Origin of the sequence: Paraburkholderia acidipaludis NBRC 101816, assembly GCF_000684975.1 — a bacterium.
Lineage (GTDB): Bacteria > Pseudomonadota > Gammaproteobacteria > Burkholderiales > Burkholderiaceae > Paraburkholderia > Paraburkholderia acidipaludis.
The window spans coordinates 136,921-163,504 of the sequence record NZ_BAXZ01000006.1; the positions used below are offsets into that span (position 1 = coordinate 136,921).

Annotated in this window: 32 protein-coding genes; 24 read left to right on the plus strand and 8 right to left on the minus strand. The window is 63.3% G+C overall.

Annotation, left to right across the window (positions count from 1 at the left end; all coding sequences use genetic code 11):
- The first annotated feature begins 70 nt into the window (after positions 1 to 70).
- From BAC01S_RS09360 to BAC01S_RS09370, 3 genes are read left to right on the plus strand one after another with little or no spacing between them, the layout of a single operon-like run.
- Positions 71 to 1,372 carry an NAD(P)/FAD-dependent oxidoreductase gene (locus BAC01S_RS09360; protein WP_027794531.1) on the plus strand — a complete coding sequence of 434 codons (1,302 nt, stop codon included), beginning with the start codon at positions 71 to 73 and terminating at the stop codon, positions 1,370 to 1,372.
- A 39-nt stretch (positions 1,373 to 1,411) separates the two neighbouring features.
- Positions 1,412 to 1,780 (plus strand): cupin domain-containing protein, encoded by a 369-nt coding sequence (locus BAC01S_RS09365; RefSeq protein ID WP_027794532.1) that lies wholly within the window; start codon positions 1,412 to 1,414, stop codon positions 1,778 to 1,780.
- Between the two features lie 41 nt (positions 1,781 to 1,821).
- Positions 1,822 to 3,321, plus strand: a complete 1,500-nt coding sequence (locus BAC01S_RS09370) for an aldehyde dehydrogenase family protein (RefSeq protein WP_027794533.1) — start codon at positions 1,822 to 1,824, stop codon at positions 3,319 to 3,321.
- 69 nt (positions 3,322 to 3,390) lie between these two features.
- Here BAC01S_RS09370 and BAC01S_RS09375 read toward each other — a convergent pair whose 3' ends face one another.
- On the minus strand, positions 3,391 to 4,428 hold the full coding sequence (locus BAC01S_RS09375) for a LacI family DNA-binding transcriptional regulator (protein WP_027794534.1): 1,038 nt from the start codon (positions 4,426 to 4,428) through the stop codon (positions 3,391 to 3,393).
- A 248-nt stretch (positions 4,429 to 4,676) separates the two neighbouring features.
- Here BAC01S_RS09375 and BAC01S_RS09380 point away from each other — a divergent pair, with 248 nt between their 5' ends.
- The 10 genes from BAC01S_RS09380 (at position 4,677) to BAC01S_RS30775 (ending at position 15,906) form a co-directional block, all read left to right on the plus strand.
- Complete coding sequence (locus tag BAC01S_RS09380; RefSeq protein WP_027794535.1) at positions 4,677 to 5,744, plus strand: fatty acid desaturase; 1,068 nt, start codon at positions 4,677 to 4,679, stop codon at positions 5,742 to 5,744.
- Between the two features lie 23 nt (positions 5,745 to 5,767).
- Entirely contained in the window at positions 5,768 to 6,091 is a 324-nt protein-coding gene (locus BAC01S_RS09385) for a non-heme iron oxygenase ferredoxin subunit (protein ID WP_027794536.1), read from the plus strand.
- 54 nt (positions 6,092 to 6,145) lie between these two features.
- On the plus strand, positions 6,146 to 7,189 hold the full coding sequence (locus BAC01S_RS09390; protein WP_027794537.1) for a sugar ABC transporter substrate-binding protein: 1,044 nt from the start codon (positions 6,146 to 6,148) through the stop codon (positions 7,187 to 7,189).
- A gap of 381 nt (positions 7,190 to 7,570) precedes the next feature.
- Positions 7,571 to 9,250: a phospholipase C gene (locus BAC01S_RS09395; protein WP_027794538.1), complete on the plus strand. Its 1,680-nt coding sequence runs from the start codon at positions 7,571 to 7,573 to the stop codon at positions 9,248 to 9,250.
- Positions 9,251 to 9,386: 136 nt separating this feature from the next.
- Positions 9,387 to 10,805: a cytochrome-c peroxidase gene (locus BAC01S_RS09400; RefSeq protein ID WP_027794539.1), complete on the plus strand. Its 1,419-nt coding sequence runs from the start codon at positions 9,387 to 9,389 to the stop codon at positions 10,803 to 10,805.
- A gap of 148 nt (positions 10,806 to 10,953) precedes the next feature.
- Positions 10,954 to 11,880, plus strand: coding sequence for a LysR family transcriptional regulator (locus BAC01S_RS09405; protein WP_027794540.1), 927 nt, complete (start codon positions 10,954 to 10,956; stop codon positions 11,878 to 11,880).
- 187 nt (positions 11,881 to 12,067) lie between these two features.
- Positions 12,068 to 13,345: an MFS transporter gene (locus BAC01S_RS09410; protein ID WP_027794541.1), complete on the plus strand. Its 1,278-nt coding sequence runs from the start codon at positions 12,068 to 12,070 to the stop codon at positions 13,343 to 13,345.
- 34 nt (positions 13,346 to 13,379) lie between these two features.
- Positions 13,380 to 14,480: an NAD(P)H-dependent flavin oxidoreductase gene (locus tag BAC01S_RS09415; protein ID WP_027794542.1), complete on the plus strand. Its 1,101-nt coding sequence runs from the start codon at positions 13,380 to 13,382 to the stop codon at positions 14,478 to 14,480.
- A gap of 24 nt (positions 14,481 to 14,504) precedes the next feature.
- Complete coding sequence (locus tag BAC01S_RS09420; protein WP_027794543.1) at positions 14,505 to 15,434, plus strand: LysR family transcriptional regulator; 930 nt, start codon at positions 14,505 to 14,507, stop codon at positions 15,432 to 15,434.
- 193 nt (positions 15,435 to 15,627) lie between these two features.
- Entirely contained in the window at positions 15,628 to 15,906 is a 279-nt protein-coding gene (locus tag BAC01S_RS30775) for a winged helix-turn-helix transcriptional regulator (protein WP_084168435.1), read from the plus strand.
- A gap of 79 nt (positions 15,907 to 15,985) precedes the next feature.
- On the opposite strand, the gene arsB is transcribed toward BAC01S_RS30775, so the two are convergent.
- From arsB to BAC01S_RS09445, 4 genes are read right to left on the minus strand one after another with little or no spacing between them, the layout of a single operon-like run.
- Positions 15,986 to 17,056 (minus strand): ACR3 family arsenite efflux transporter, encoded by a 1,071-nt coding sequence (gene arsB, locus BAC01S_RS09430; protein WP_027794544.1) that lies wholly within the window; start codon positions 17,054 to 17,056, stop codon positions 15,986 to 15,988.
- A 23-nt stretch (positions 17,057 to 17,079) separates the two neighbouring features.
- Positions 17,080 to 17,574 carry an arsenate reductase ArsC gene (locus tag BAC01S_RS09435; protein ID WP_027794545.1) on the minus strand — a complete coding sequence of 165 codons (495 nt, stop codon included), beginning with the start codon at positions 17,572 to 17,574 and terminating at the stop codon, positions 17,080 to 17,082.
- Between the two features lie 23 nt (positions 17,575 to 17,597).
- On the minus strand, positions 17,598 to 18,074 hold the full coding sequence (locus BAC01S_RS09440) for an ArsI/CadI family heavy metal resistance metalloenzyme (protein ID WP_027794546.1): 477 nt from the start codon (positions 18,072 to 18,074) through the stop codon (positions 17,598 to 17,600).
- 12 nt (positions 18,075 to 18,086) lie between these two features.
- Entirely contained in the window at positions 18,087 to 18,410 is a 324-nt protein-coding gene (locus BAC01S_RS09445) for an ArsR/SmtB family transcription factor (RefSeq protein WP_027794547.1), read from the minus strand.
- Positions 18,411 to 18,572: 162 nt separating this feature from the next.
- On the opposite strand from BAC01S_RS09445, the gene BAC01S_RS34510 reads away from it, so the two are divergent.
- Positions 18,573 to 18,755 (plus strand): BrnT family toxin, encoded by a 183-nt coding sequence (locus BAC01S_RS34510; RefSeq protein WP_156954359.1) that lies wholly within the window; start codon positions 18,573 to 18,575, stop codon positions 18,753 to 18,755.
- Positions 18,727 to 19,002 carry a BrnA antitoxin family protein gene (locus BAC01S_RS09450; RefSeq protein WP_027794548.1) on the plus strand — a complete coding sequence of 92 codons (276 nt, stop codon included), beginning with the start codon at positions 18,727 to 18,729 and terminating at the stop codon, positions 19,000 to 19,002. Before BAC01S_RS34510 ends, BAC01S_RS09450 begins: the two co-directional genes overlap by 29 nt.
- Before the next feature lie 141 nt (positions 19,003 to 19,143).
- Here the strand turns inward: BAC01S_RS09450 and BAC01S_RS09455 are convergent, their stop codons facing one another.
- Positions 19,144 to 19,473: a helix-turn-helix domain-containing protein gene (locus BAC01S_RS09455; protein ID WP_027794549.1), complete on the minus strand. Its 330-nt coding sequence runs from the start codon at positions 19,471 to 19,473 to the stop codon at positions 19,144 to 19,146.
- Positions 19,474 to 19,719: 246 nt separating this feature from the next.
- Here BAC01S_RS09455 and BAC01S_RS34515 point away from each other — a divergent pair, with 246 nt between their 5' ends.
- From BAC01S_RS34515 to BAC01S_RS09490, 7 genes are all read left to right on the plus strand, one after another.
- Positions 19,720 to 20,310, plus strand: coding sequence for a hypothetical protein (locus BAC01S_RS34515; protein WP_156954360.1), 591 nt, complete (start codon positions 19,720 to 19,722; stop codon positions 20,308 to 20,310).
- 5 nt (positions 20,311 to 20,315) lie between these two features.
- Positions 20,316 to 20,600 (plus strand): hypothetical protein, encoded by a 285-nt coding sequence (locus tag BAC01S_RS09465; RefSeq protein ID WP_218001657.1) that lies wholly within the window; start codon positions 20,316 to 20,318, stop codon positions 20,598 to 20,600.
- Positions 20,600 to 22,471 carry a replication endonuclease gene (locus tag BAC01S_RS30785; RefSeq protein ID WP_052408722.1) on the plus strand — a complete coding sequence of 624 codons (1,872 nt, stop codon included), beginning with the start codon at positions 20,600 to 20,602 and terminating at the stop codon, positions 22,469 to 22,471. Before BAC01S_RS09465 ends, BAC01S_RS30785 begins: the two co-directional genes overlap by 1 nt.
- Positions 22,468 to 22,731, plus strand: coding sequence for an ogr/Delta-like zinc finger family protein (locus BAC01S_RS09475; protein WP_027794551.1), 264 nt, complete (start codon positions 22,468 to 22,470; stop codon positions 22,729 to 22,731). The genes BAC01S_RS30785 and BAC01S_RS09475 overlap by 4 nt, the downstream gene beginning before the upstream one ends.
- Positions 22,728 to 22,940: an ogr/Delta-like zinc finger family protein gene (locus BAC01S_RS33750; protein ID WP_027794552.1), complete on the plus strand. Its 213-nt coding sequence runs from the start codon at positions 22,728 to 22,730 to the stop codon at positions 22,938 to 22,940. The genes BAC01S_RS09475 and BAC01S_RS33750 overlap by 4 nt, the downstream gene beginning before the upstream one ends.
- 47 nt (positions 22,941 to 22,987) lie before the next feature.
- The gene (locus tag BAC01S_RS09485; RefSeq protein ID WP_407667915.1) at positions 22,988 to 23,656 is read left to right on the plus strand and encodes an AAA family ATPase; all 669 of its coding nucleotides are present in this window, start codon (positions 22,988 to 22,990) and stop codon (positions 23,654 to 23,656) included.
- Positions 23,657 to 23,796: 140 nt separating this feature from the next.
- Positions 23,797 to 23,988 (plus strand): ribbon-helix-helix protein, CopG family, encoded by a 192-nt coding sequence (locus tag BAC01S_RS09490; RefSeq protein WP_156954361.1) that lies wholly within the window; start codon positions 23,797 to 23,799, stop codon positions 23,986 to 23,988.
- A gap of 119 nt (positions 23,989 to 24,107) precedes the next feature.
- Here the strand turns inward: BAC01S_RS09490 and BAC01S_RS30790 are convergent, their stop codons facing one another.
- Both BAC01S_RS30790 and BAC01S_RS33755 read right to left on the minus strand, forming a co-directional pair.
- Positions 24,108 to 24,410 carry a BrnA antitoxin family protein gene (locus BAC01S_RS30790; protein ID WP_084168437.1) on the minus strand — a complete coding sequence of 101 codons (303 nt, stop codon included), beginning with the start codon at positions 24,408 to 24,410 and terminating at the stop codon, positions 24,108 to 24,110.
- Complete coding sequence (locus BAC01S_RS33755) at positions 24,364 to 24,642, minus strand: BrnT family toxin (protein ID WP_084168470.1); 279 nt, start codon at positions 24,640 to 24,642, stop codon at positions 24,364 to 24,366. Before BAC01S_RS33755 ends, BAC01S_RS30790 begins: the two co-directional genes overlap by 47 nt.
- Positions 24,643 to 25,128: 486 nt before the next feature.
- On the opposite strand from BAC01S_RS33755, the gene BAC01S_RS09500 reads away from it, so the two are divergent.
- Positions 25,129 to 25,908: a hypothetical protein gene (locus BAC01S_RS09500; RefSeq protein WP_156954362.1), complete on the plus strand. Its 780-nt coding sequence runs from the start codon at positions 25,129 to 25,131 to the stop codon at positions 25,906 to 25,908.
- Positions 25,908 to 26,582: a hypothetical protein gene (locus BAC01S_RS34520; RefSeq protein WP_156954363.1), complete on the plus strand. Its 675-nt coding sequence runs from the start codon at positions 25,908 to 25,910 to the stop codon at positions 26,580 to 26,582. Before BAC01S_RS09500 ends, BAC01S_RS34520 begins: the two co-directional genes overlap by 1 nt.
- The last annotated feature ends 2 nt before the right edge of the window (positions 26,583 to 26,584 follow it).

Consider the following 26,584-nt stretch of genomic DNA (forward strand, 5'->3'; position numbering starts at 1 on the left):
CGTGCCTCGGGACACTTAGAGTGAGCAGGAACACGGACTCTGGCATTGCCACGCGCTTGCAGGAAACACGATGCATATTGACGAAACAGCGACGTACTACACCGCTACGAAGAAGTACGATCTGAGCTTCCCGTCGCTGGAAGCGGATATCGAAGCCGACGTGGTCATCATCGGCGGCGGCTTTTCGGGCATTCACACGGCGCTCGAACTGGCCGAAAACGGCGTGACCAATACGGTGGTGCTGGAGGCCCGCTATCTGGGCTTTGGCGGCACGGGCCGCAACGGCGGCCAGGTGATGGCGGGGATCGGACACGACCTCGACGCGATCAAGCACGACGTGGGCGAAGAGGGGCTGCGCACGATCTTCGCGCTGAGCGACCTCGGTCCGCAGATCATGCGCGAACGTATCGAGCGATACAACATCGACGCCGACTTCTGCAGCGGCTACGGCTATCTCGCGTACAACGCCCGCCAGGCCAGAACGCTGCGAAACTGGGAAAAGGAATTCAAATCGCTCGGCAGTCCGCACGAAATCCGCTACGTCGAGGGCGCCGACGTGAAGCAGATCATCGGTTCGGACGTCTATCATGCCGGCCTGCTGCATATGGGCGGCGGGCACGTGCATTCGCTGAATCTGCTGCTGGGCGAAGCCAGGGCGGTTTCGGAAATCTACGGCGTGCGCATTTTCGAATACAGCCCCGCGCTCCAGATCCATTATGGCGACACGGTGCAGGTGCGCACGGCGAAGGGCAGCGTCCGGGCCAAAAAGATCGTCTGGGCCTGCGACGGCTTCATCAACGGTCTCGAACCGGAACTGCACAGAAGCACGATCAACGTCTACGCGTTCAACTCCATGACGGAGCCGTTGAGCGACGAGCTGATCGAGCGCATCAGCCCGATTCGCGGCGCGTACAGCGACATCCGGCCTGTCATCAACTACTACCGCGTGACGAACGAGAACCGGCTGCTGTTCGGCTCGTCCACCTCGCTCGTCGAGCATATTCCGAGCGACCTGAAGGCGTGGAACCGGCGCCTGATGCTCGAGGTATTTCCGTATCTGAAAGACGTCAAGATCGATCTGGCGTGGGGCGGTCCCATGGCCACGACGCTGAACCTGTTTCCGCAGATCGGCACGCTGCCGGACCGGCCGAATGCGTTTTTCGTGCAGGGCTATTCGGGCTTCGGCGTCACGCCCAGCCAGATCATCTGCAAGATCCTTTGCGAGGGCATTCTGGGCGGCTCGGAACGCTACCGCCTCGTGAGCGCGATTCCGCGCGCCACGATCCGCGGCAAGGACCAATATCGCGCGCTGCTGGTCACGCTCGGCAAGGTGATGCACCAGACTTCGGGCTACTGGCACGGCCGGCGCTGAGCGCGGCCCAATCTTTTCATTGACGAGGAGTACTAAAACGTGAGTCTTACCACGATCCAGCACGGCACCGGGATGGCGGAACTCGAACCGTGGGGCAAGCTGAGCGATCTCGGGGCGCAGATTCTCGAAGGCGGCGAAGTGGCGGCGTTCGGCAAGATGACCTGCGGCGCGCCGACCGACGCCGTTTCGGCAGGCTACTTCGGGACGACGCGAGGCAAGTTCCGGCTCGTTTATCCGTTCTCCGAACAAGCCACCGTGGTGACAGGCGAACTGCGCATCACCGACGAATCGACGGGCGAAACGCGCACTTTCAAGGCGGGCGATTCGTGGTTCGTGACGAAGGGCACGTCGACCCTCTGGGAAGTGATCTCGGACAGCTTCGTCAAGCACTACCTGGCCATTGTCTGAACGGAAACCCGGGCTCTGGCCCACATGATGCGAGCACTGACATGACGAGCAACGCCACGGAAGCGGCCCGTGCGGCCATCGAACGATTTCTTGACCGCGACTTCGGTCTTTTCATCAACGGCCGTTCGCAGCCGGCGCACTCGGGCCACTGGATCGACGTCTTCAATCCGGCGACGGGCACGGCGATCGCACGCGTGCCCGACGCGGACAGCGCGGACGTCGACCGCGCCGTCGCCAGCGCCCACGAGGCGTTCGTCGAGCGCCGCTGGAGCGGCCTGCGCCCCGCCGACCGCGAACGCATTCTTCTGCGCCTCGCCGACGTCATCGAAGCGCACGGCGAAGAACTCGCGCAGCTCGAAACCCTGAATCAGGGTAAATCGATCAACATCGCGAGAGCGATCGAAGTCGGGGCGACGGTCGAATACGTGCGCTACATGGCGGGCTGGGCCACCAAGATTCACGGCGAGACGCTCGACGTGTCGATTCCGTTTCCGCCGGGCGCGCAATACACGGCATTCACGCGCAAGGAGCCGGTGGGCGTGGTGGCGGGCATCGTGCCGTGGAATTTCCCGCTGATGATCGCGGTATGGAAGCTTGTTCCCGCGCTCGCCGCGGGCTGCACGGTCGTCATCAAACCTTCGCCCGAGACCCCGCTCACGGCCTTGCGCCTCGCCGAACTGGCCATCGAGGCCGGCATTCCCGCCGGCGTGTTCAACGTGGTCACGGGCGGGCGCGAGAGCGGGGCGGCGCTGGCTTCGCATCCCGGCGTGGCGAAGATCTCGTTCACGGGCTCGACGCCCACCGGCAAGCTTGTCGGCGCGGCAGCGCTGCAGAACCTCACGCGTTTCTCGCTCGAACTGGGCGGCAAGAATCCGGCCGTGATGCTGGCCGACGTCGACGTCGATACGGCCGTGCAGGGCATGCTGGCCGGCGGCTTTCTGAACCAGGGGCAGGTTTGCGCGGCGGCTTCGCGCATTTACGTGCACCGCAGCAAGTACCGGACGATCGCCGAAGCGCTGGCCGACATTGCCGGGTCGATGAAGATCGGCCCGGGGATCGATCCCGAAGCGCAAATCAACCCGCTGGTTTCGGCGGGCCATCGCGAGCGTGTCGAGCGTCATATCGCCGTCGCCAGGGAGGCCGGGCTCAAGTTCATGGCCGGCGGCGCGCCCGTGGAGGGGCCGGGCTATTACGTGCGTCCGGCCGTGATCGCCGACGTCCCGCCGGATGCGGCGATCATTCGCGACGAGGTGTTCGGCCCCGTGCTCGCGCTCGTGCCGTTCGACGAGCCCGAGGAAGCGTTGCGGCTCGCCAACGACTCCCAGTATGGTCTCGCGGCGAGCCTGTGGACGAACGACCTGCGCGCGGCCATGAAGCTCGTGCGCGAGATCGACGCGGGTACGGTGTGGGTGAACTCCCATGTGCCGCTCGACCCGAGCATGCCGTTCGGCGGCATGAAGCAGTCGGGGATCGGTCGCGAGTTCGGCAAGGGCGCGGTGGAAAGCTTCACGGAAACGAAGTCTGTCTGTATTGCGCACTGATTTTCCGGGCCCGCGCGGACAGCCTGCCCGAGCGATAATAAATTGCTCGGGCCGCACGCACGCAAACACTCAGGACAGCGAATAACGCGACCAGGTCTCAATGGGAAGCAGTGCCTGGCTCGCCACGGCCTTGTCTCGCGCCGCGCCGCGAAGATGCTCCACCGTGGTGCCGATCAAGAGGCGCAAGTCCTGCGAAAGCAGATAGTCGATCACGTCCGCGCGCAGCAGCGGTTCGGTGACGCGATTGACCTCGTGCGTCACATAGAGCGTCTTGCCCGCGAGCGAACGTTCCTGCAACGCCTGAGCCAGCCCTTCGTTGCCGCCGGCGACGTTGTAGACGCCGTCGAGCGCGCCATGCATCTCCATGCAGCGGCGCGTGGCTTCGTAGGTCGCCGCCCCCGAATCCGCGCCCTTGATCACCTCGACCACGTTGACGTTCGGAAAGCGCTGGCGCAGCAGCGAACGAAAGCCGATCTCGCGGTCCTCGTGGCAGGTGTACGAGAACGTCGCCACCACCACGGCCACCGAAGGCGAGGGCCGTGTCTCCAGATGCCGGCCGATCAGAAAGGCGGCAGCCTGTCCCGCCGCGCGATTGTTGACGCCTACGTAGGTGTGGCGCGCATCGGCATCCACGTCCGTGATCATCGTCACGACCCCTTTGCCCGCCGCCATGCACTCGCGCAGCGCCGCCGTGATCGTCGGCGTGTTGGTGCAGATGATGCCGATGCCGTCGGCCTCGACCGCTGCCTCGCGCACGCGTTGCGCGACGGTTTCGTCGGACGCGCCAACGCAGTCGACGATATCGAGCGTCACGCCGCTTTGCGCGAGGATGGCCGCGAAGCCCTCGGCGGCGCGCATGAGTTCCGCCGTGAAGGCATCGCCTGCCTGGAGCACGAAGCACGCGCGATAGGGCGCTTGCGCACCGGTTGAAGGCGCCTTGCCAGCCGCCGCCGGCGCCGTGCCCGCTTCCAGCCCGCGGAGCGCGGCCTCCACGGCGCTGCGCGTGCGCGGATGCACGCCGGGACGGTCGTTGAGCACGCGGTCGATGGTCGCCCGGCTGAGCTGGGTGATCTCCATGAGCTGCTTGAGTGTGGGCCGGCCTTTCATTGCGATTCCTGATCGAGCACGTTTCCGGTTATTTTGCCTCAATTTGAGGCTATCCGGCCAATTCGGCTGCAACGCCTGTGTTTGGCAGGCCTACCCCTGCGTATTTACCCTCGATATCTCTAAATGAGGCATTTTGCCTTTTGACGATTGCTCATTTGGAGACTTTAATATGCCTCAAAGACGAGGGCGAACACCACACGCCACTCCTTCCGAACACGCACTCAAGCTATCGCACCGGAGACGTTTCCATGTCCGTAACTTCCCCGCAACCGGGCCGCCCGCAACCGATCACGATGGACGACTGGTACAAATGCCGGCTCGAGCGCAAGACGCTCAAGGCGCTCACGCGCCGCAACGACCACGTTGCGCTCGCGTACTTCGGCGGGTTCATGGCGCTCGTCGTCGTTACCGGCGTGCTCGGCGGGTGCGCGCTCGGCACGCGCTGGTGCGTCCCGGCGCTCCTGCTTTACGGCACGATCTTCGCGTTCGCCGAGGCGATGGAGCATGAGCTGCGCCATCGCACGCCGTTTCGCAGCGAATGGCTCAACGAGTCGGTGCACTGGATCATCTGCTTCATGACGTGGCGCGAGCAGATCTACAGCCGCTGGTCGCATGCGCAGCATCACACCTATACGCACCTCACGGCCACCGTGCCGGCCGACGTGGAAATCGCGGTCAAGCGTCCGCCGAACTATCTGAAGCTCGCCACGGATTTTCTGCGCGTCTCCCACGGCGTCCACCACCTGGGCAACATCGTGCTGCACAGCCTCGGCATCGTTTCGAAGAGCGCGAAGGCCGTCGTGCCTCCGGTCGAATACCGCGCGATGTGCCGTAATTCACGCGTGATGCTGGTGCTTTACGTGGGCGTGGGCGCCTCCGCCATCGTCGCGCAAAGCTGGCTGCCGGTTGTGTTTCTCTTGCTGCCGCGTTCGTACGGTGCATGGCTGCACGAGCTGCTGGCCATCACGCAGCACACGGGGCTGCGCGAGAACGAGCTCGATCACCGCTTTTCCACGCGCACGATCCGCCTCAATCCGATGCTGCAGTTCCTGTACTGGAACATGAACTATCACGTCGAGCACCACATGTTCCCCAACGTGCCGTTCCATGCGTTGCCGCAGCTGCGCCGCGCGATCGAGAACGATCTGCCGCCGGCCTACGACGGGCTCGGCCATGCCTGGCGCGAAATCCTGCACGTGTTCCGCATGCAGCGCCGCGACCCCGGGTACATGGTCACGCCGCAGGTGCCGGGCAAGACGGCGCCTGTTGCGCAAAGCCGGTCCGACGCTGCCGAATTCGCCGCCGAAGTGCGCTGATACCCCGAAGGAGACACCCCACCATGAACATCCTGCAATGGCACGAGGTCTGCGCGAGCGATGACCTCGAAGAAGAAGACGTGATCGAGTTCGACCGCGACGGCGAACTCTATGCGGTCTATCACACGCCCACGGGCTTCTACGCGACGGCCGGCGTCTGCACGCACGAAACGGCGCGCCTCGCGGAAGGCCTTGTTTTCGGCGAAATCATCGAGTGCCCCATGCATATGGGACGCTTTCACATCCCCACCGGCGCCGCGAAGGGAGCCCCCGTCTGCGTGAATCTCGCGACGCATCCGGTGAAGGTGGAGGACGGCAGGATCTTCATCGGCCTGGCAGCCGATTGATTTCATCCCACGACCATAACGACAAGCCGAGGCGATCTATCCAAGGAGACAGTCATGAGTTTTACGTTCAGCAGAATATTGCGTGCGGTGCCGCTCGCGGCAGCCGTCCTCGCGTTGGGACTGAGCCCGGGCGCGCGTGCCGAGCCCGTCGCGCACTTCGATTTCATCTCTCACGCGCCCGATTCGGACGCCTGGTGGAATACGGTGAAAAACGGCATCAAGCAGGCCGACGAGGACTTCAACGTGCAGACCGATTACCGCAATCCGCCCAATGGCGACATTGCGGACATGGTGCAGCTCGTGAACCAGGCGGCCGCGCGAAACTATGACGGCGTGGTCACGACCATTGCCGACTACGACCTTCTCAAAGGCTCGCTCGGGCGCCTGAAGGCGAAGAACATCCCGTTCATCACCGCCAATACGGGCACGGAGCAGCAAAGCGCAGAACTGGGCGCGCTGATGCACGTGGGGCAGCCCGAATATCTCGCGGGCAAGGCGGCGGGCCTGCGCGCGAAGGCCGACGGCGTGAAGACCTTCCTGTGCGTGAACCACTACGCGACGAATCCGCTTTCGTTCGAGCGCTGCCGCGGTTTCGCCGACGCCATCGGCGCCGACATGAAAACCTCCGTGCTCGATTCCGGCACCGACCCCACGGGCATCGAGTCGAAGGTGAGCGCGTATTTGCGCAATCATCCGGACACGCAGGCCGTGCTCACGCTCGGCCCCACCTCGGCCGACCCCACCATACGCGCGGTGAAGAGCCTCGGGCTTGCCGGCAAGATCTGGTTTGCGACCTTCGACATCGACCCGGACGTGGCCGCGGCCATCAAGGACGGCACGATCAAGTTCTGCACCGATCAGCAGCCCTATCTGCAGGGCTACATTCCGGTCGCGATACTCGCGATCCTGCATCAGAACAAGAACACCGACGTGGAGGCGGCGCGCGCCGAGCTGGAGAGGAATCCGAAATTCCAGCAGCGGCTCAAGGATTACGGGCTCAAGCCCGTTTATGAAGCGCGCAACATCGCCTCGGGTCCGGGCTTCATCACGCCGGAAAACATCCAGCAGGTATCGGCGCTCGCCGGGCAGTACCGCTGAGCACGGGCGCCCGGGCAACGGGCGACCGAAATCCGCACCGGCGACTCCACCCGCCGGCGTTTGCCACCGCGCTTTCGGTGGGCGATATGGGCCGTCGGCCCATATCGTATTTTTTCCGGTTTGTTTTTTTGCGGCCGGCGCTTCCGTATGCGCCGCCGTGCAACGGGCGCGGCCTACATTTATTACAAAAAGAAATAAATAGAAAGGAAATGGAAATTAAACAGTCGCCGTGGAGTCACGTTAGGGTGGTCTAATGCGCTCGCTCTGATGTCTGGCGCACTCACATACACTGGCTGGCGCGACGGATCGGACTCACGCGTTTTCGTCGCGTAGTACAGGACTCTAGAAAAGCAATTCGAACAATCGATGGAGCCCGTTAACATGAAACACCGTGCCTTACTGGCTTTGCCGTGCGTTGGTCTTCTGGCCACGCTCTTTGCCTGCGGCAGCAGCTCGAACTCCAGCAGCCCCTCGACGGTCGTGTCGGCGCAGGACGCATTGCCGACCGTTACGCCGATCAAGCATCTCGTCGTGATCTACAACGAGAACGTCTCGTTCGATCACTACTTCGCCACGTACCCGAGCGCTGCGAATCCGTCGGGCGAGCCGGCATTTTCTGCCGCAGCGGGCACGCCGACTCCCAACGGTCTTTCGGGCTCGCTGCTTACGTCGAACCCGAACTTCACGAACGCCGCCAATGCGCCGGGCCAGGCCAATCCGTTCCGCCTCGACCGCACGCAGGCGGCCACGTCGGACCAGAACCACGCCTATACGCCGGAGCAGCAGGCCTACGACAACGGCGCCATGGACCTGTTCCCGAAGTACACGGGTAGCGCCACGGCGGGCGGCGCGGGCGCGTTCGGCACGACGGGCCAGGTGATGGGCTACTTCGACGGCAACACCGTCACGGCGCTCTGGAACTACGCGCAGCACTTCGCGATGAGCGACAACGCATGGACGGCCGCCTACGGTCCGTCCACGCCGGGCGCCCTCGAAGTGGTCTCGGGCCAGACCAACGGCATGCAGCTCGTCAAGACGACGGCGCAGCCTTCGACGCTCGCGAAGTCCTCGTACTACATCGAGGACGGCGCAGGCGGCCTGACCGAGATTGGCGACGCGGATCCGGGCTACGACATGTGCTCGAGCACGACCGATCAGGTCATGATGACCGGGAAGAACGTCGGCGACCTGCTCAACTCGAAGAGCATCACGTGGGGCGGCTTCATGGGCGGGTTCAACCTGCAGACCGTGAACAGCAACGGCACGACGGGCTGCAAGCGCAGCACGATCGCCACCGCAGTCAACGCCGCGACGGCCGACTACGTGCCGCACCACAACTGGTTCCAGTACTACCAGACGACCTCGAATCCGCAGCATACGCGCCCGAGTTCGATGGCCGCGATCGGCTCGAGCGTCGAGAGCGACGGCAAGACGCCGGAGCCGGCGAACCACCAGTACGACACGGATGACTTCTTCGCGGCCGTGCAGGCGGGCAACTACCCGTCGGTCAGCTTCCTGAAGGCGCCGGCAGCCCAGGACGCGCACGCGGGCTACTCGGACCCGCTCGACGAGCAGCTTTTCGTGACGAAGGTCGTGAACTTCCTGATGCAGCAGCCGGACTGGAAGAACACGGCGGTCGTCGTGACCTATGACGATTCGGACGGCTGGTACGACCACCAGTTCGTGAAGCCTGTCACGTCGTCGATGAACGCGGTCGACCAGCTCAACGGCAATGGCGTGTGCGGTACCGGCACGCAGCCGACGGGCGTTTCCGGTTCGCCGGTCAACGGCCGCTGCGGCCCGGGCACGCGCATTCCGTTCCTCGTGATCTCGCCGTGGGCGAAGGCAAACTACGTGGATCACACGCTCATCAACCAGGCTTCGGTCACGCGCTTCATCGAAGACAACTGGCTGGGCAGTGCGCGTCTTGGCGGCGGTTCGTTCGACGCCACGGCAGGCGACATGCGCGCGCTGTTCAATTTCAACAGCACGGGCCTCAACCCGGTGCTGTACCTCGACCCGACTCAGGGCACCCAGGTCTCCACGCCGCCGGCCAGCTGAGCGCGCCGTTGACCGTGCCGCCCGCGAGCGTCGACGAAGCGGGCGGCCGGTCCGGACCGGCTCGGTGCCGAAAACCACGCCGTGCGCCAGCCGCACGGCTTTTTGCATCTATCTCCTGGCACTCGAAGATTGCACCATGACTGAGCTTTCCGCGTCGTCTTCTTCCGCTTCCTCAGCCGCGCCGTCCGGCGCGCGCATCGCCTTGCGGCTGGCCATTGCCGTCGTCGTCGCCGCGCTCGGCTTCGGGGCGTTCGCGCTCGCATACCCCGCCGACGTGCCCGAGTCCGTCGGCGAGATCGTCGAAAATCTCACCGGCGCGAATGCGCATCCGGTCGTGCTGCAGCGCCCGCCCGTGGCGCCGCTCTCCGCCATGGCGCAGCTGGGCAAGCAGCTCTTCTACGACAAGTCGCTCTCGGCGTCGGGCCAGCAGTCGTGCGCCTCGTGCCACAGCCCCGAGCACTCTTACGGGCCGCCGAACGGCCTCGACGTGCAGGAGGGCGGTCTCGCGATGAAGCAGGAGGGCTATCGCCCGCCGCCGTCGCTCATGTATCTGTATCGCCAGCCGAATTTCAGCATCGGCCCGGATGCGGGCGAAAACGACGACGCGCCCACGGTCGCGCAGCTCGCCGCCTCGTCGGCCGACGTGGTCAAGTCGCAGAAGACGGCGGGCGGGCCTTCGACCTCGGTCGAGATGGTGCCGCAGGGCGGCCTGTTCTGGGACGGCCGCGTCGACACGCTGCAGCAGCAGGCCTATGGTCCGCTGCTCAATCCCGTCGAGATGGCGAACCCGAATGTGGACACCGTGGCCGCCAAGCTCGAGCGGCTGCCGTACGCGAAGCGCTTCACCGAACTTTTCGGCCCGCGCATCTTCAGCGACAAGCGGCTCGCCGTTTCCGAGGCGATGTTCGCGATCTCGCGCTACCAGGTGGAAGACCCGTCGTTCCACCCGTACAACAGCAAATACGATCGCTGGCTCGAAGGCCATGCGCGCCTGACCCAGGCGGAACTGCGCGGGCTGCGCCTCTTCAACGATCCGAACAAGGCCAACTGCGCGGGCTGCCACCTCTCGAAGCCGGGCAAGGATGGTCTGCCGCCGATGTTCACGGACTACCAGTACGAAGCGCTCGGCGTGCCGCGCAACCGCAAGCTCGCGCAGAACCAGGACCCGAAGTTCTTCGATCTGGGCGTGTGCGGGCCGTTCCGCCAGGACCTGAAGGACCAGACCCAGTACTGCGCGATGTTCCTTACGCCGACGCTGCGCAACTCGACCACGCGCACCGTGTTCTTCCACAACGGCATCTATCACGACCTCGATCACGTGATGGCGTTCTACAACGAGCGGAACACGGACCCGGGCAAGTTCTATCCGCGCGGCGCCGACGGCAAGGTCGAGAAGTACGACGATATCCCGGCGGCGCTGCAGAAGAACGTGGACGTGACGGACGCGCCGTTCGACCGCAAGTTCGGCGACACGCCGGCCATGACGAACAGCGATATCCGCGACATCATCGCGTTCCTCAAGACGCTCAACGACGATCCGGTGACGACGAAGTAAGGAGGCTGGCGTGCGGGGCCGCCCGCACGCCGCCCGCGCCGCCATTGCCCGTCGCCCGCGCCGCTGCCCGCGTCGCGGCGGCTCTCGCGCGCCATACGGTAGACTGCAGCAGCCCCTTTTTGCTCTGCCTCGACTACCCCGACGCGCCATGGATCGAATCGAAGCGATGAAGGTCTTCATCGCCGCTCTCGACGAAAACAGCCTCGCGGGCGCGGGCCGCCGGCTCGGCCGTTCTCCCGCCGCGGTGAGCCGCGCCATTGCGTTCCTCGAAACCCATACCGGCACGCCCCTGCTGTACCGCACGACGCGCACGCTCAAGCTGAGCGAGGCGGGCGAGCGCTACGCGCTGGCCTGCCGGCGCATTCTCGCGGACCTCGAAGAAGCCGACATGCTGGTTGCCGACGAACGCTCGGCGCCGCGCGGGCTCCTCACGCTGACGGGGCCGGTCGCCGCGGGCGAGGACGTGCTGCGCCCGCTGCTCGACGAATTCATCGACCGCCACCCCGAGGTATCGGCCCGCCTGCAACTGCTCGACCGCCCGGTCAGCCTGATCGACGAGGGTATCGACGTGGCGCTGCGGTTCGCGCATCTCGCCGACTCGACACTGGTGGCGGTGCCCATCGGCGAGGTGCGGCGCGTGGTGGTGGCCTCGCCGGACTACCTGGCCGCGCATCCCGCCATCCACGATCCGGCCGATCTCGCCGGGCACCCCATCATCTCCATGACGCACTTCGGGCTCGATTCGTGGAGCTTTCCCACCGCCGGCAAGGCCGCCATACCGCAGGTGGTGCAGTTTGCGCCGCGCCTGACCGTCAATACGATTCGCGGTGCGGTGGCGTCGGCGCTGGCCGGTCACGGCCTCACGCGGCTTTTTTCCTACCATGTGGCCGAGCACGTGCAGTCGGGCGCGCTGAAGATCGTGCTGCGCGATGCCGAGCACGCGCCGCTGCCGATCCATCTGCTGACTCCGCAAGGGCGGCTCTCGGTGCCGAAAGTGCGCGCGTTCGTCGATTTCGCGACGCCGCGCCTGCGCGCGCATTTCACCCGGCTGCAACGCATTACGGATCACGATTGAATCGTCCCGCGGAAGAATGCCTTCCGTGCGTCGGTGATTCTCTCTATTGGCGTAGCAATCTAGACTCGCTTCCATCGACGACGAGCGCTCTCGCGGCGCTTTTTGCATGGAGAGGCGAGATGCAGTCCACAGCACCGAATCCCCCCGTGTCCCTCGCGCAAGGCCGGCCTGGCAAGAGGGGCGCGCGATGAATCAGCTTGCCTCCTCCACGCCGGGCGCGGCCGCTGGCGTTGCCGCTTCCGCCGCTGCCGGCTACGTCGAACGCAACGCGAACTACTGGCGCCGCAATCTGGCCGTGTGCGTATTCGGCTCGTTCACGACGCTGGTCAGCCTCAGCATGCTGCTGCCGTTCCTGCCGCTGTACGTGCGGCAGCTTGGCGTGAGCTCGCAGTCGGCGGTGATCCAGTGGTCGGGCGTCGCGTTCAGCGCAACCTTCCTCGGCACGGCCGTCACCGCCCCGATCTGGGGGCGCCTCGCGGACCGCTTCGGCCGCAAGCCCATGCTCGTGCGCGCGGCCATCGGCATGGCGATCGTGATGTCGCTGATCGGACTCGCGCACAATGTGTACGAGCTCGTCGGCCTGCGGCTCGTCGCCGGGCTCGTGGGCGGCTACGCCTCCGCCTCGACGGTCATGATCGGCACCCAGGCGCCGCGCGAGCGCGCGGGCTGGGCGCTCGGCATTCTCTCGACGGGAGCGCTCGCGGGCAATCTCGTCGGGCCGCTCATCGGCGGCTTGCTGCCGGGGTGGATCGGCATACGCGGGACGTTCTTCGCGGGCGGCGCCGTGATCGCCGTGGCCGCGCTGCTGACGATGGCCGTGGTGCGCGAGGACTTTCACCCGGGCCGCGACGGACGGGGCCGTCCGGGCGGGGCCGCGGCCGGATCGCAGCACACCCCGCATCGCGCCACGCGCCGCGCAGCCGTCGCCGCGATCCTCGTGACGGCGATGATGGTGCTGCTCGCCAACATGTCGATCGAGCCGATCATCACGGTCTATATCGGCGGCCTTGGCGTGAACGCCGGCCATCTGGCGCGCACGGCCGGGCTCGTGATGGCGTGCTCGGCGCTGGGGAGCATGCTCACCGCGTCGCGGCTCGGCGCACTGGCCGACCGTATCGGCAGCTGGAATGTCATCATCGGGTGCCTGCTGGCGACCGCGCTCGCCATGGTGCCTCAAGCCTGGGTCACGCACTGGTGGCAACTGGCCGGGTTGCGCGTGGCAATGGGCATGTCGCTCGCCGGCCTGCTGCCTTCCATCGGCAAGCTCGCGCGGCAGTCGGTGGACGAGCGCGCGACGGGGCAGATGCTCGGCTATCTGCAGTCCGCGCAATTCAGCGGCCAGGTGTTCGGACCGCTCGTGGGCGGCGTGATTGGCGTGCACCTCGGGCTGCACTCGGTCTTTTACGTAACGGCGGCGCTGCTGGCCACCTGCGCCGCACTCGCGCATTGGGCGCGCGGACGTTGAATGCATTTGGCCGTTTGTTTTGCGGAGAGAGGAAATGAGTCATGCATCCGGCAACGGTACGTTGCTGAACATTCTCGGCATTGCGAAGCCGATCATCCAGGCGCCGATGGCCGGCGTGACCACGCCCGAGCTGGCCGCCGCCGTTTCGAATGCGGGCGGTCTCGGCTCGCTCGGTGTCGGCGCGATGAACGCCGAAGGTGCGCGCAAGACCATTCGCGCCACGCGCGCGCTCACGAACAAGCCGTTCAACGTCAATGTGTTCTGCCATGAGCCGGCGCACGCCGACGCGGCGGTCGAAAAAGCCTGGCGCGAGTGGCTCGAGCCCGCGTTCGCGCAGTTCGGCGCAACGCCGCCCGCCACGCTCAACGAAATCTACACGAGCTTCCTCGTGGACCGCGACATGCAGACCATGCTCGCGGAAGAGCGGCCGGCCGTCGTCAGTTTTCATTTCGGACTCCCGGCGGCGGACACCATGGCGGAACTCCGGCGTGCCGGCATCAAGCTGTTCGCCGCCGCGACGAATCTGGACGAAGCGCGGCAGGCCGAGGCCGCGGGCGTGGATGCGGTCGTGGCGCAGGGCATCGAAGCGGGCGGCCACCGCGGCGTATTCGACCCGAACGCCACGGACGAACGCCTCGGCACATTCGCGCTGACGCGCCTGCTGGTTCGCGCGCTGAGCGTGCCCGTGATCGCGGCCGGCGGCATCATGGACGGCGCGGGCATCGTCGCGGCGCTCGCGCTGGGCGCGCAAGCCGCGCAACTCGGGACCGCGTTTGTCGCGGCGGCCGAAACCTCGATCGACGAGGGCTACCGCCGCGCGCTGCTCAGCGAGGCCGCGCAGCACACGACGTTCACGAAGGCCATTTCGGGGCGCATCGCGCGCAGCATGGTGAACCGCTTCACGGCGCTCGGCGACGATCCGCAGGCGCCGAACTCGCCCGCTTATCCGATCGCCTACGACGCCGGCAAGGCGCTCCACGCGGCGGCGAAAGCCAAGGGAGAGTACGGGTATGGCGCGCAATGGGCGGGGCAGGCTGCCGCGCTGGCGCGTGCGTTGCCGGCGGCGCAACTCTTTGCGCAACTGGAGCACGAGATGCGCGATTGTTTGAAGCAGATGCGGGACATTCACGTCTGACACTTCATCAGCGGAACCCGGGCCATGCAACGCAAATTCGACGACCTGCTGCTCGGCAGCATCGAACTCTTCTGTCTCGCGGCGGAGCAGGGCAGCTTCACGCTGGCGGCCAACGCGGCGAGCGTCACGCCCGCCGCGGTGAGCCGGTCGGTGGCGAGGCTCGAAGAGCGCCTTGGCGTGCGGCTCTTCGTGCGGACCACGAGGCAGATTCGTCTGACCGATTCGGGTCAGCGCTACTTCGAGCAATGCCGGGCGGCACTCGCGCAGCTCGTGGACGCCGAGCGCGAAGCGACGGGGCAGCAGAGCACGCCCGCCGGCGTGCTCAGAATCAGCATGCCGACGCCTTACGGGCACTATCGCGTCCTGCCGCTCCTGCCGGCTTTTCGTGAACTCTATCCGCAGGTGCAGGTGGAAGCGCATCTGAGCAATCGCAACATCGACTTTGCCGACCAGGGCTACGACCTCGCGATACGAGGGCGCGCTCCCGAGGACTCGAGCCTGATCGCGCGCAAGCTGGAGGACGCCGAGCTGGCCGTGGTGGCGTCGCCCGCCTATCTGCGGCGCGCGGGCGTGCCGGAGTCCGTCGAAGCCCTGCAGGCGCACGAATGCATTCAGTTCGAGCGGCCGAGCAGCGGGCGCAACATTCCGTGGACGTTCGAGAATGCCTCCGGGGAAACCGACGTCGTGACGCACGGCGGCTACGGCACGTCGGGCGACGTGCTGGCGGGCGTTACGCTCGCGAGGAGCGGCGCCGGGCTGTTTCAGACCTACCGCTTCATCCTCGAGGAGGATCTGCGCGAAGGGCGGCTCGTGGAGGTCTTGAGCGACTGCGGCCGCTGCACGCGGCCGTTCATCCTGCTGTATCCGCACGGCCGTTATCTGTCGTCGCGCGTGCGGGTGTTCGTGGACTTTCTCGTCGAGCATCTGGCGCAGCCGGCTCGCAAGCGAGCTTGACAGGCGCTTCGTATTCCTGATCGAAGAATCGCATCGACGACATCGCTCATTTTGCCCCCGCGGCCCATCGCTGCCGGGGCCGTTTTTGTAAGCGCAGTTTTCCGTCCCACGTGCGGATACACGGCGTTTCGCCACAGCCGTTATCCGTGCTCTACCGGGTTTGATGCGATGAATCTCGCGGCTTCTTATCACCATGCTGGCGCAGCAGCCGCGGCGCTTTAACGAGCTGAAACGCCTCATTGGCGGAATTTCCCAGCAAATGCTGACCCCCACGTTGAAAGCCCCGGAGCGCGACGGGATGGTGACGCGAACCGTCTATCCGACTGTCCCGCCGCAAGTCGAGTACGCGCTGACCGAGCTTGGCGGGTCACTCTCCTTGCCGCTGATGCGGCTTGCAACGTGGGCGGTGAATCATCTCGACCAGATCGAAACGCAACGAGCCCTGCACGATCGCGAAGCGGACCAGGCGTAGATCATGGCGCGTTTCCGACCTTCGCGGACGCTGGCCTGAGTGCCAGCCCAAAGCGGACCTGAGCTTCGTTCGGCAATCTTCAGACGCACTCGTACCAACTCTTCGAGCGGTTGACGATGCGCACGACGAGCAGCATGACCGGCACCTCGATCAGCACGCCCACGACCGTTGCCAGCGCGGCGCCCGAGTCGAAACCGAACAGACCGATTGCCGTGGCGACGGCCAGCTCAAAGAAGTTCGACGCCCCAATCAACGCAGACGGACAGGCGATATTGTGCTTTTCGCCGACCGCACGATTGAGCCAGTACGCGAGCGCCGAATTGAAGAACACCTGAATCAGGATCGGCACGGCGAGCAGCACGATGACTAGCGGCTGCTTCAGGATGGCTTCACCCTGGAAGGCGAACAGCAGCACCAGCGTCGCGAGCAGCGCCGTGATCGACCAGGGACCGATCTTCGCCATGACCGCCTCGAACGCCGCCTCTCCGCCGGCGAGCAGCACCTTGCGCAGGATCTGCGCGAGGATCACGGGAATGACGATGTAAAGCACGACCGACGTGAACAGCGTTGCCCACGGCACCGTGATCGCCGAGATGCCCAGCAGCAGGCCGACGAGCGGCGCAAACGCGACCACCATGATGCTGTCGTTGAGTGCAACCTGCGAGAGCGTGAACAGCGGGTCGCCGCCAGTCAGGCGGCTCCACACGAACACCATCGCCGTGCAGGGCGCGGCGGCCAGCAGGATCAGCCCGGCCACATAGCTGCCGAGCTGCGCCGCGGGCAACATCGGCGCGAACAGCTGCTTGATGAAGAGCCACGCGAGGAACGCCATCGTGAACGGCTTGACCAGCCAGTTGACGACGAGCGTGACGCCAATGCCCTTAATGTGCTGACGCACTTCATGCAGCGAGCCGAAGTCGACCTTGACGAGCATCGGGATGATCATCACCCAGATCAGCAAACCGACCGGCAGATTGACGTGCGCGTATTCCATCCCGCCAATCGCCTGGAATACGCCCGGCAGAACCTGGCCGAGCAGGATGCCCGCAACAATGCAAAGCGCGACCCAGACGGTCAGGTATCGTTCGAAGAAGCTGATGGCCGGTTTCGATGCAGTCCTGCGCGAAGCCGCGACGTTGGGGGTGTTCATTGCACAACTCGAAGGGGAAAAGGTCAGCTCTGCAGAATGGCGTCGAGTGCCTGCTGAAGCTCGGCATTCTCCAGGCGGTCCAGGGGCAATTCGAGCAGTTGCAGCATGCGATAGCCGATGGCCTGGCGTGTCAGTTCGAACGCCTGGCGCTTGCCTTCATCGCCGCCCGGTGCGTTCGACGGATCAGCGTAGCCCCAGTGGACCTTGACCGGGCTACCAGGCCAGAACGGGCATGGTTCGGCGGCCGCGCTGTCGCATACCGTGATGACGATGCGCATAGGCGGCGCGCCGTTCTGCGCGAATTCATCCCAGCTCTTGCTGCGATAGCCTTCCGTATCGATACCCGCGTTCGTCAACGCTTCGAGCGCGAACGGATTGATGCGGCCACCGGGCGCGCTGCCGGCGCTGAACGCGCGGACGTCCTTGCCGAGCTTGCGTGCCCTGCGGTTCAGCATGGCTTCGGCAAGCACGCTACGTGCAGAATTGTGCGTGCAGAGAATCAGGACGTTGGTGGTCATGGTATCGTCAGACGCGTTCGCGATCAGCAGCAGGCCGAACCGGTCGATTTCACAGGAATGGCAATGGGCTTGCCGCTTGGCCCGCAGCAGGCAGCCACGCCCGAAGCAGGGGCTGCCTGCCGGCTTTCGCCGTAGACCGGCGCGGATTCGATGGTATGGTAGTACTCCCAAGCGATTCCTTGCGGGTCAACAATCCAGTGCTTGTCGCTGCGCGCATAGCAGCAGGTCGTTTCACCCTGGTCGAGCAAGCTCATGTCCGCGGCCTGTGCACGCTGCGCGAGTTCGGCCAGCTCCGCTGTGTCATTCACCTGGAAACCCAGGTGGTCGACACCGACCTTCGTACCGCGCGTTGAGATCGCGAAGTTCACGCGAGGATCGTCCAGCATCCACTTTGCGTAATCCGTTTCGATGCGGGTCGGTGCTGCACCGAACAGCTTCGAATAGAACGCGACATTGGCTGCGATATCGTCAACGTGGACGTGAATGTGAAACCGCTTCATGGACGTTCTCCGTCAGCATTGGCATGAATCTGTGCCGCGCGCGAGGCAAGCTTGCCCCTGGCAGCAGTTCTCGGTCAGAAAGCCCAGCACCGCGTTCATCTGTCCATACGCAGCGCGATAGATCAGGCTGCGCCCGTCGCGCTCCTGCGTGACCAGCCCGGCGTGCATCAACTCCTTCAGATGAAAAGAGAGCGTTGCATTGGGCAGATCCAGCTGTGTCGCGATGGCGCCGGGCGTCAAGCCGGCCGGTCCGGCGACAACCAGCATCCGGAATACGCGCAGGCGCACTTCGTGGGCAAGCGCCGCAAGGGCACGGACGATGTTTTTTTCTTCCATATTTCCAATATATTCGAAATTAAGAGTGAATTCAAGGGATTGACGAAGTGCGCGACGATCCGACGACCGACAGGCAGGCATCGGTCGCACTTCCGCCGAGGAGGTTAATAACTGTAGTTACAACAATCTCTTGCAAGCTTTTTTTGTAACTACAATAAATCGATGAAAACGACCTGCGACTCGGCCAAGAGCGAAGCCAACCAACGCAAGCATGGCGTGTCTCTGCCCCTCGCGGAAGCCGTCGTGTTCACGCAGCGCGGCGAAACTTTTCCAGTTATCAGTCTGCGCAAGGCCAACAACCGGGAGATAGACAGCGATGAGCAAGCCACACAAATTGATCCGTAACACACCGGAAGAGGAAGCCGCGATTGCTCGCGGAATCGCGAATGACCCCGACACGTTCGTGCCGACCGACGAGCAGTTTGCGCAGATGAAGCGGCGCGGCGGTCGGCCGAAACTCGCCAATCCGAAAGTTGCAGTTACGGTGCGGTACGACGCCGATATCGTCGAGAGCTTCAAGGCCAGCGGGGAAGGGTGGCAAACGCGCATGAACAACGCCCTGCGGGAATGGCTGTCGACGCACCACGCCTAAGCGCCGGCCAAACCGGCACGCATTTCCATATTTCCAGAAGGGCCGTTGAGCGGCCCGTTTTCGTTTGGCTTGTTCAAACTAGTTCCTATTATTTTACATAAGATAAAGATTAATCTTCGTAGAGGCTAACTTTAGCTGGCGTTACACCTGTGGGAGCCAAGTCCCACAAGCGTTAGCGGGTAGCGCCAGCAACCGAAAACCCTTGGAAAAAATTTCCAAAGCGTGCATCCAAACGCCACGCGTTTCGGCATCTTTCGCGCTCTCAACGCGCGCGGAAGCGATCACTTCCAACGGATCACTCCCGAGAATCTCGGCGACGCGGATCGCCGTCTTTTCATCAAAAACCGACTGCTGATTCCGGTACTTGCTTACCGCACCGCGCGTCACATTCAGCGCCTTGGCAGCGGCGTAATCGGAGGGCAGGTCGAGGCGGGCTTTCACCGCGTCGAGCCATTCGACTGTCGTTTTCATAGACAACCCCTTGTAAATCAAAGTGAATCAACCCGGCGTCAAAGGTACTGCGACGCTTCATTTGATGCAACAGTCTCCATGAGTGATACGTATCAGTCATTGACACGTTTCCGTAACTGATACTATTCTTCGGCCTGTCGCCCCGGCAACTGGTCTCCAACCCCGCCAGTGCTGGATTTGCTACCCGGCCGCTGGGGCGATGTTTCTTAAAAACGTTGCTCTCGGGGTTGACAAGGGGAAAGCAAAATGCAAGTTTTGCCGCAACATATCGTTACAGGTCTCACCGATTCGCAACGTGTAGGCGGCTCAAAGCGGGGCCAAAACAGCGCCGATGTCGCTGTGCGTGCCTCAGTCCTCACCGAAGATGCTATCGAAGCCGTCGGCGGTTTCGCCCGGGACGAGGCAATCGGTCAGGCCGAGCGCGGTGAGAAAGTTGCAGCACTCAACGTACTCGCCCAAACCGTACGTGGTGATGGTCCGGTAGATCTCCCACAAGTCGTTGCGTACACCAATGACCATCGCCGCGCCATCAATCGGGCTACGTGGCGGGCGGCTCGCGAGAAAAGCGCTAATAGCTTCATCGTCTATTCCGGCTTCAACGCCGGCGTGAAGGGTCGAGTTCATACGATTCTTTGTTTGATAGCGGAACCACGAGTATGGGGCAGACTCCTTCGCTCCCCGCGTCAAACGTGGCGCTATGCGGCCAAATACAGCCGCGCGACATGCCGCATCCATCCGTCCTCCCTCGGCGGCTTCACTATCGAAGGTCCGTTCAACCGCCGCCCGTCGCGCATCGCTCGCGCGCTCGATCGCTTTTTCTACTGGCTCGGCGCGTAACCGCTATGCGCACATCAACCGCTTTCGGGGAAATCGGATATCGAGTGGAAGATGGCGATATCGGCTATGCGGGCGATACGCACCTGTCGTTCAAGGCGCAGGCCGCGCCGAGCGTCGCACATATCCGCGCAACGGCACGAGGCGACGCCGAGCTCTCCCGTATCAAATCCATTCTCACTACGGCAAAGGCAACGCACGGCGCGGGGCAAAGCCCGACGCCGCGCCACATGAACGTGACGCCTGAAGCCTATTGGGCTGCGATCTCTCGCACCGTGCGGGGCTTCGCGTAATGCATGGCACCAACGACGTATGGGCCGCCGGGCTCGTCGCGCCGTTTCCGCGTCGCTGGCAGGCGAACATGATGCGCGAGTGGGATCGCCGCCGCTCGACATTCAACCCGAAGATGGTCACAGCGGAGAACGACGCGCAACGCTTTGCCAATGTTGGACTCCGCGAGACTGTCGCGGCGCTCGCCGGCCATGCCGTTAGCGATGAGTTGCCGCTCGATGCACTCGACCATGACGTGATCGCGCACGCACAGGCGTGCGCCGAACAGGCTCGCGTGCGTCTACTTACGCTTGAGGCGTGGCAGGAAGCAGGGCGCTGCGCAACGCGGGCCGCCGGTGTCTCGGCGCTTGAGCTCGCCGACGTGGAAGTGCTGGAAGCGCGCGCGATGCTCGCCGACTTCTGCGAATCGCGCGGCGTGCCGCCCGCCACGGGCCGTATCACGGACGAAGGCGCTGTACGCCGCATGATCGCGCCGAAATGGTGGACGATGCGCATGCGCCGCGCGCACGCGCGCGCCGTTGAGGCGGCCGCGATCGATTTCGGACTCGTGAACCGCTCGCGCGACGTGTACGTGTCCAATGAAGGCCTCGCTGCGCGCGAAGCGCAGAACACCCGCAATGCGGCGATGCTCGAAAGCACGATCGCGCGCAACCTCGATACCGACCAGGAATTCACGCTGGCCGAACTCTCGGCAAAGGGGCCGGCCAACAAGGCAATCCGTCGCGCCGAGCTCATGACGCGCATCGCCGGATTCGAGCGCATCGCGATCGCCTCGGCGCACGCGGGCCTGTTCCTGACGGTCACATGCCCGTCGAAAATGCACGCCTTCAGGATGGCCGGCACGCGGGCGATTCGCAACCCGCGCTACGACGGCACGAAGCCCGACGAGGCGCAGGCGTATCTACGCGGCGTATGGGCGCGCATCCGTGCCGCGCTCGCGCGCCGGGATATCGCGCTCTACGGCTTCCGCATCGCCGAGCCGCAACACGACGGCACGCCGCACTGGCATCTGCTCGTGTTCTATCCGCCGCAGCACGATTCGACCGTCGAGTCGATCGTGCGCCGTTACGCGCTCGAAATGGACGGCGACGAAGCGGGCGCACTGGAGAAGCGCTGCGACTTCAAGCGCATGGACGCAGCACTCGGTACGGCCGCTGCCTATATCGCGAAGTACGTCGCAAAGAATATCGACGGCTACAAGCTCGACAAGGATCTGATCGGAAACGACGCGCTCGAAACGTCTGCGCGCGTGGAAGCGTGGGCCTCGCGCTGGCGCATTCGCCAGTTCCAGCAAATCGGTGGGGCGCCGGTCACGGTATGGCGCGAGTTGCGCCGTGTTGAATCGGTGCCCGCTGATGCGCCCGCCCACGTACGTGCGGCGCACAACGCTGTCAACCGCGTCGCCAAGCTCGAAGGGCGCGACAACGCGTCCGTCGCGTGGGATCACTACGTCAACGCCCAGGGCGGCGTGCATTGCGGCCGCAACTATCGCGTGCGCCTTGCGACATTCCGTGATGGCTCGCGCACGGCCTACGGCGAGGAATCCGCTGCAAAGCCTGTCGGTGTCGAGTATTTCGAAGTCGCAAAGGTGCGCGACGTGATCGGCAACTGGATTGACGTACTACCGCGCACGGTCACGGTCGACTCGAAGCGCTACCGGTGGGAAGTTGTGCGCACGGGCTCGCGCGCGAATGGTTCGGGTGTTGAGCGCGCGCAGCGCGCGCCTCGGACCTGTGTGAATAACTGTACGCGACCGGCCGCAGAGCCGGCATTTGAACACCACGGGGCCGCGCCACTCGATCCAGATTTCGACGGCGCGGCCCAGAATTTCGCCGGCGGCGGCGCAATTCGTACTGACCGGAGACCGGAATGACGACCATGAAAATCGATTGCCCTTGCTGCGGCGGCGATATCGACGCTCGGCACACGGAAGGCCTGTCCGACACCATGCGACGCATGTACTTCGTCTGCGAGGACTGCGGCTATCGCACGCCGGCGGGCTTCGAAATCCTGTTCTCGCTGTCGGCGTCCGCAAAGCCGCGCCCCGACGTGACGCTCGAAGTGCGGCCCTCACCGATGCTTCGCGGTGGCTTCAACGCACGCACGACAGCAGCGCTAGCGAGGGCGATATGAGGTTCACTATCAAATGCCCGCACTGTGGCGCGCGCGGTATCGCCAGGTCGATCGAAAAGGAGTCGCCCGTGTCATGGCTGCTCGACTTCCAGTGCGATGACGTGACGTGCGGCCACACGTACCGCACACGAATCGAAATGTTCCCGCCGCAAACGCCTATCCCACGCCGCGAGCGGCGTGAAACGGTCGCACTGCAATTCGGCGAATAGCGGTCCGGCTTCAAAGCAATTAGATCGATATCGACGTGATATCGGCCATGCGTTTCAATCCTGCTCGGGGGAGCATTATGAAAACCGTTGTGGTGGCAAATTCGAAGGGCGGCACGGGTAAGTCGACGAGCTCGCTGCAGTTCGCAATCGGGCTGGCACGCGAAGGTGCGCATGTGTGGCTCGTTGATGGCGATCGGCAGGAAACCAGCGTTACCGCGATTACCATGCGTGCGGAAAGCGGGCGGCCGCCGATTGCCGCGTCGGCTTATGCCAACGGCGCCACGCTGCGTGCCCAGGTGCTCCAACAGCGTGACGCCTATGATTTCGTGGTGATCGATGCCGGCGGCCGAGATTCGAGCGCGCTACGCGCCGCGCTCACGGTCTGCGATGCCGTCGTGATTCCGTGCCTGCCCCGTACGTTCGACGTGTGGGCCATGCAGGACATGGTGCAGCTCGTCGACGAGGCACGCGCCGTTCACGACCTGCAGGCCTTCGCATTCCTGAATGCGGCCGACACCAACGGGTCCGATAATCGCGACGCGGCCGCCGCGATCGCGGAGTTTTTGCAGGTTGAACTGCTGCCGTTCCGGCTCGGCCGCCGCAAGGCCTTCGCGAATGCGAGCGGTGCCGGCCTGCATGTCGAGGAAATGCCGCGACGTGACCTGGTGGCCTGCGCGGAAATCGATCGCCTCACGGCCGCGATCTTCGGCATTTAACCAGATATCGATTTGCCATCAAGACAATATCAAAGCGATATCGAACAGATGGCAAGTTGATATCAAATCAATATCTAGGAGGGGGCTACATGGCAATCACGAGACGGCCGGGCATTGCGAGGCAGGCGAGCGACGCCGATATGTTCATCGCCGGCGCGCCCGACGCCGCGCACGAGCCGATACCCGCACCCACGCGTCGGCGGAAAGAGGTGATAAGCCCGAGCGTTGACGTGGATCTGTTGAAGCGCTTCGATGCACGCGCTGCCGAGTTGGGGCTTTCGCGCGCGGCTGCGATCAATCTCGCGATGGCGCGATTTCTTGACGTTGAATGAAAGGGGAGGCCACGCCGCCCAACAAAAAGGCCGCCGGCGTGGTGACACGCGGCGGCCTTTCGTTTTGGGAGTCTGGTTGTCGATGCAGGTATTCGCTTTCGTGAACGGAAACCGCGGTACTACAGCATCCCGTGCGACCTTGCATAATCGCGCAAGGCATCGTTCATGCGTGTCTGCCAGCCCTCACCATCGGCTTTGTAAGCCTCGATCAGATCGGAATCAAGGCGAATGCTGACGGGCTTTTTCTCCGAGCTGCGCGGCCGCCCGCGCCCACGCTTCACCAGGACGCCGCCAATATGCTCATCGGCCTGCTCGAAAAAGTCGTCGTCCAGCTCGGGAACATCATCGTAGTCGGTGCCAGCCGGTCGGCTGGCATCAACCTTCTTCAAGTCGCTGCGCAAAACGCGCTTGTTCGCGTTCATTTGCCTTCCTCATAGAAATAACGTGGCGAGCGTCGCCGCGTTGGGTCCACACCACGATCACCATCCGGCCAGCAAGATGCCCGACTGTAATCATCCGTTCTTCGCCATAGTCGGACCGGTCGTCAACCCGGTCGAGCGTCCTTCCTTCGAATACCTGTGCGGCGTCCTCGAATGCAAGGCCGCGCTCCAGGAAGGTCCGGTCGCGCTTCGCAGGGTCAAAGGTAATCTCCATGGAATTATTGTATATACGAAAAATGATGAAGGCAAGGAATTTCCGTATATACGGAATAGGGTGCCCGCCGCGTACAGACGCAGAAGGCCGCAGACGGGCTCCGGTGCGCGGGGGGCCTCCAAGCATTGCCGGGCGCCGGGCAGGCCTGTTGCAAGATTGGCACGGCGGTGGCGGAGCGAAATCAGGGCAGGAGCATGACGCGCGCATGCAGCAATCCAGCCCGCAAAAACGCGGTCCCCCTCCCCGCCTGCGTTGTCGCTTAATAGTGAGTTTTCGACGCACGGCCGTCCTGCAGAGAGCACTATGAGGCAGGTACGCTTGCGGTCAGCTTGGCCCGTTACGTAAACGCAATCTGACGAGCACTCCAGATGCCCTGAAACGGGCACGAGAATCGCCGATCTCTTGACGCGTCGACACGATTCTCGCAAAAAATGCTTAAGAAGCAGATGGTTGTGCCGACAAACACGGTAATATCCTTCTCGAGGCTTGCATCTGCCTGATTTCATTGGGAGAAATTTCTGGCTGGCCCCCATAAATCATTGCTTTATGCTAAAGATGGCAGCAAATTTAGAAATTTTCGAAGCTCAAATCGTTCTGGCGGGTGAATTTCTACCCAGCCTGTATTCTCCGGAATGGTTCGGGAGGATGGGACTGCTTGGCGAAGACGACGTAGCCGCGGCCATCGGGGGTACCGAAGGTGTCGGTCTACTCGTATCGTCGCAGATGACGATTTTTGCGACGAATTGGGTTCACGTTCAGGTCATACCAAACCAGCTGACGTTGCGTTCTCAAGGTGCACCCGGACCGGCGATGCATGACCTTGCACAAGGGTTGTTGACTTCTATCGACTCGCTGGTCGTGCGTGCGGTAGGGCTGAACTATGGGGCACATTATCGGCCTGATACGATGGCGGAATTGCACAGGATTGGGGACGCCATTGTCCCTAAGGGCATGTGGCACGAAGCGTTTCCATCTGCTGAGCATATTGGCTTGGCAAACCTTCAAGTGATAATGCAACCTAAGGGCGATGCTGGCATCATCGACATGAACAACGATTACCAGCGATTTTTCGTGCAACCCTCGGCGGTGGTTCAGTCCGGGATCTACCTCGGAATCAACAACCACTACCGACTACTCGCAGACGATAAATCGGTTGCCAACGGAAGCGCTGCTGCAGCTCTAATCGGTGAAAAGTGGGAGTCGTCTTGGCGTATGTCTGCTGAAGCTTTCGATAAAATTATTGAGAGGGCATTGAAGGCAAGCTAATGGAAACGATCGCATATACCGATTCGCGGTCCGATAGCGACTCAGTGCTTACTTGGGTGGATGTTCAATCCAATGCGCCCCTGAGTGCAGATGTTTTTGCGCTTTTTGAGACAAAGACGCAGGCGTCAGCTCGGACAAACACAACAACGGCTAGTAGGATTAGCAAGTGGGATGTGGATGCGCTCGTTAGCCGACTAGGCTTACCCCCTTCAAGTGAAGAAGAAAAGCCAACTACTGAGGCGATCGAGCCTGTCGATCTAGGCAAAGTATCTACGATTTTGCCTGAAGTTAGTATTGAAAATCGTCCACGAGCTTGGCCACGCCAAGCAGTATATGCTGCTCCCATAGAGATTTTTGAAGGCGTTGTTCAAGAGATCGATCCAACACAAGGCACAATGCAGGTTAATTTGCGTGCCAAAACGCGCGCAACAGCAGAGCACACTGCGGATATTTCGTTGCGTTGGGTAAATCCACAGGATAGAGATCTAGTAAGGCCCGGCGCTGTGTTCTATTTGTCGCTGTACCGCGAATTGCGAGGCAAGACGATCCGTAATACGGAGGACATTCGTTTCAGACGTCTACCGGCGTGGACCAAATCACAGGTCAACAACGTCCGCCGAGACGCAGATCGCTTACTCGGAAAGTTAGCGCCAGAAAAAAAGCTAGACGAATAACG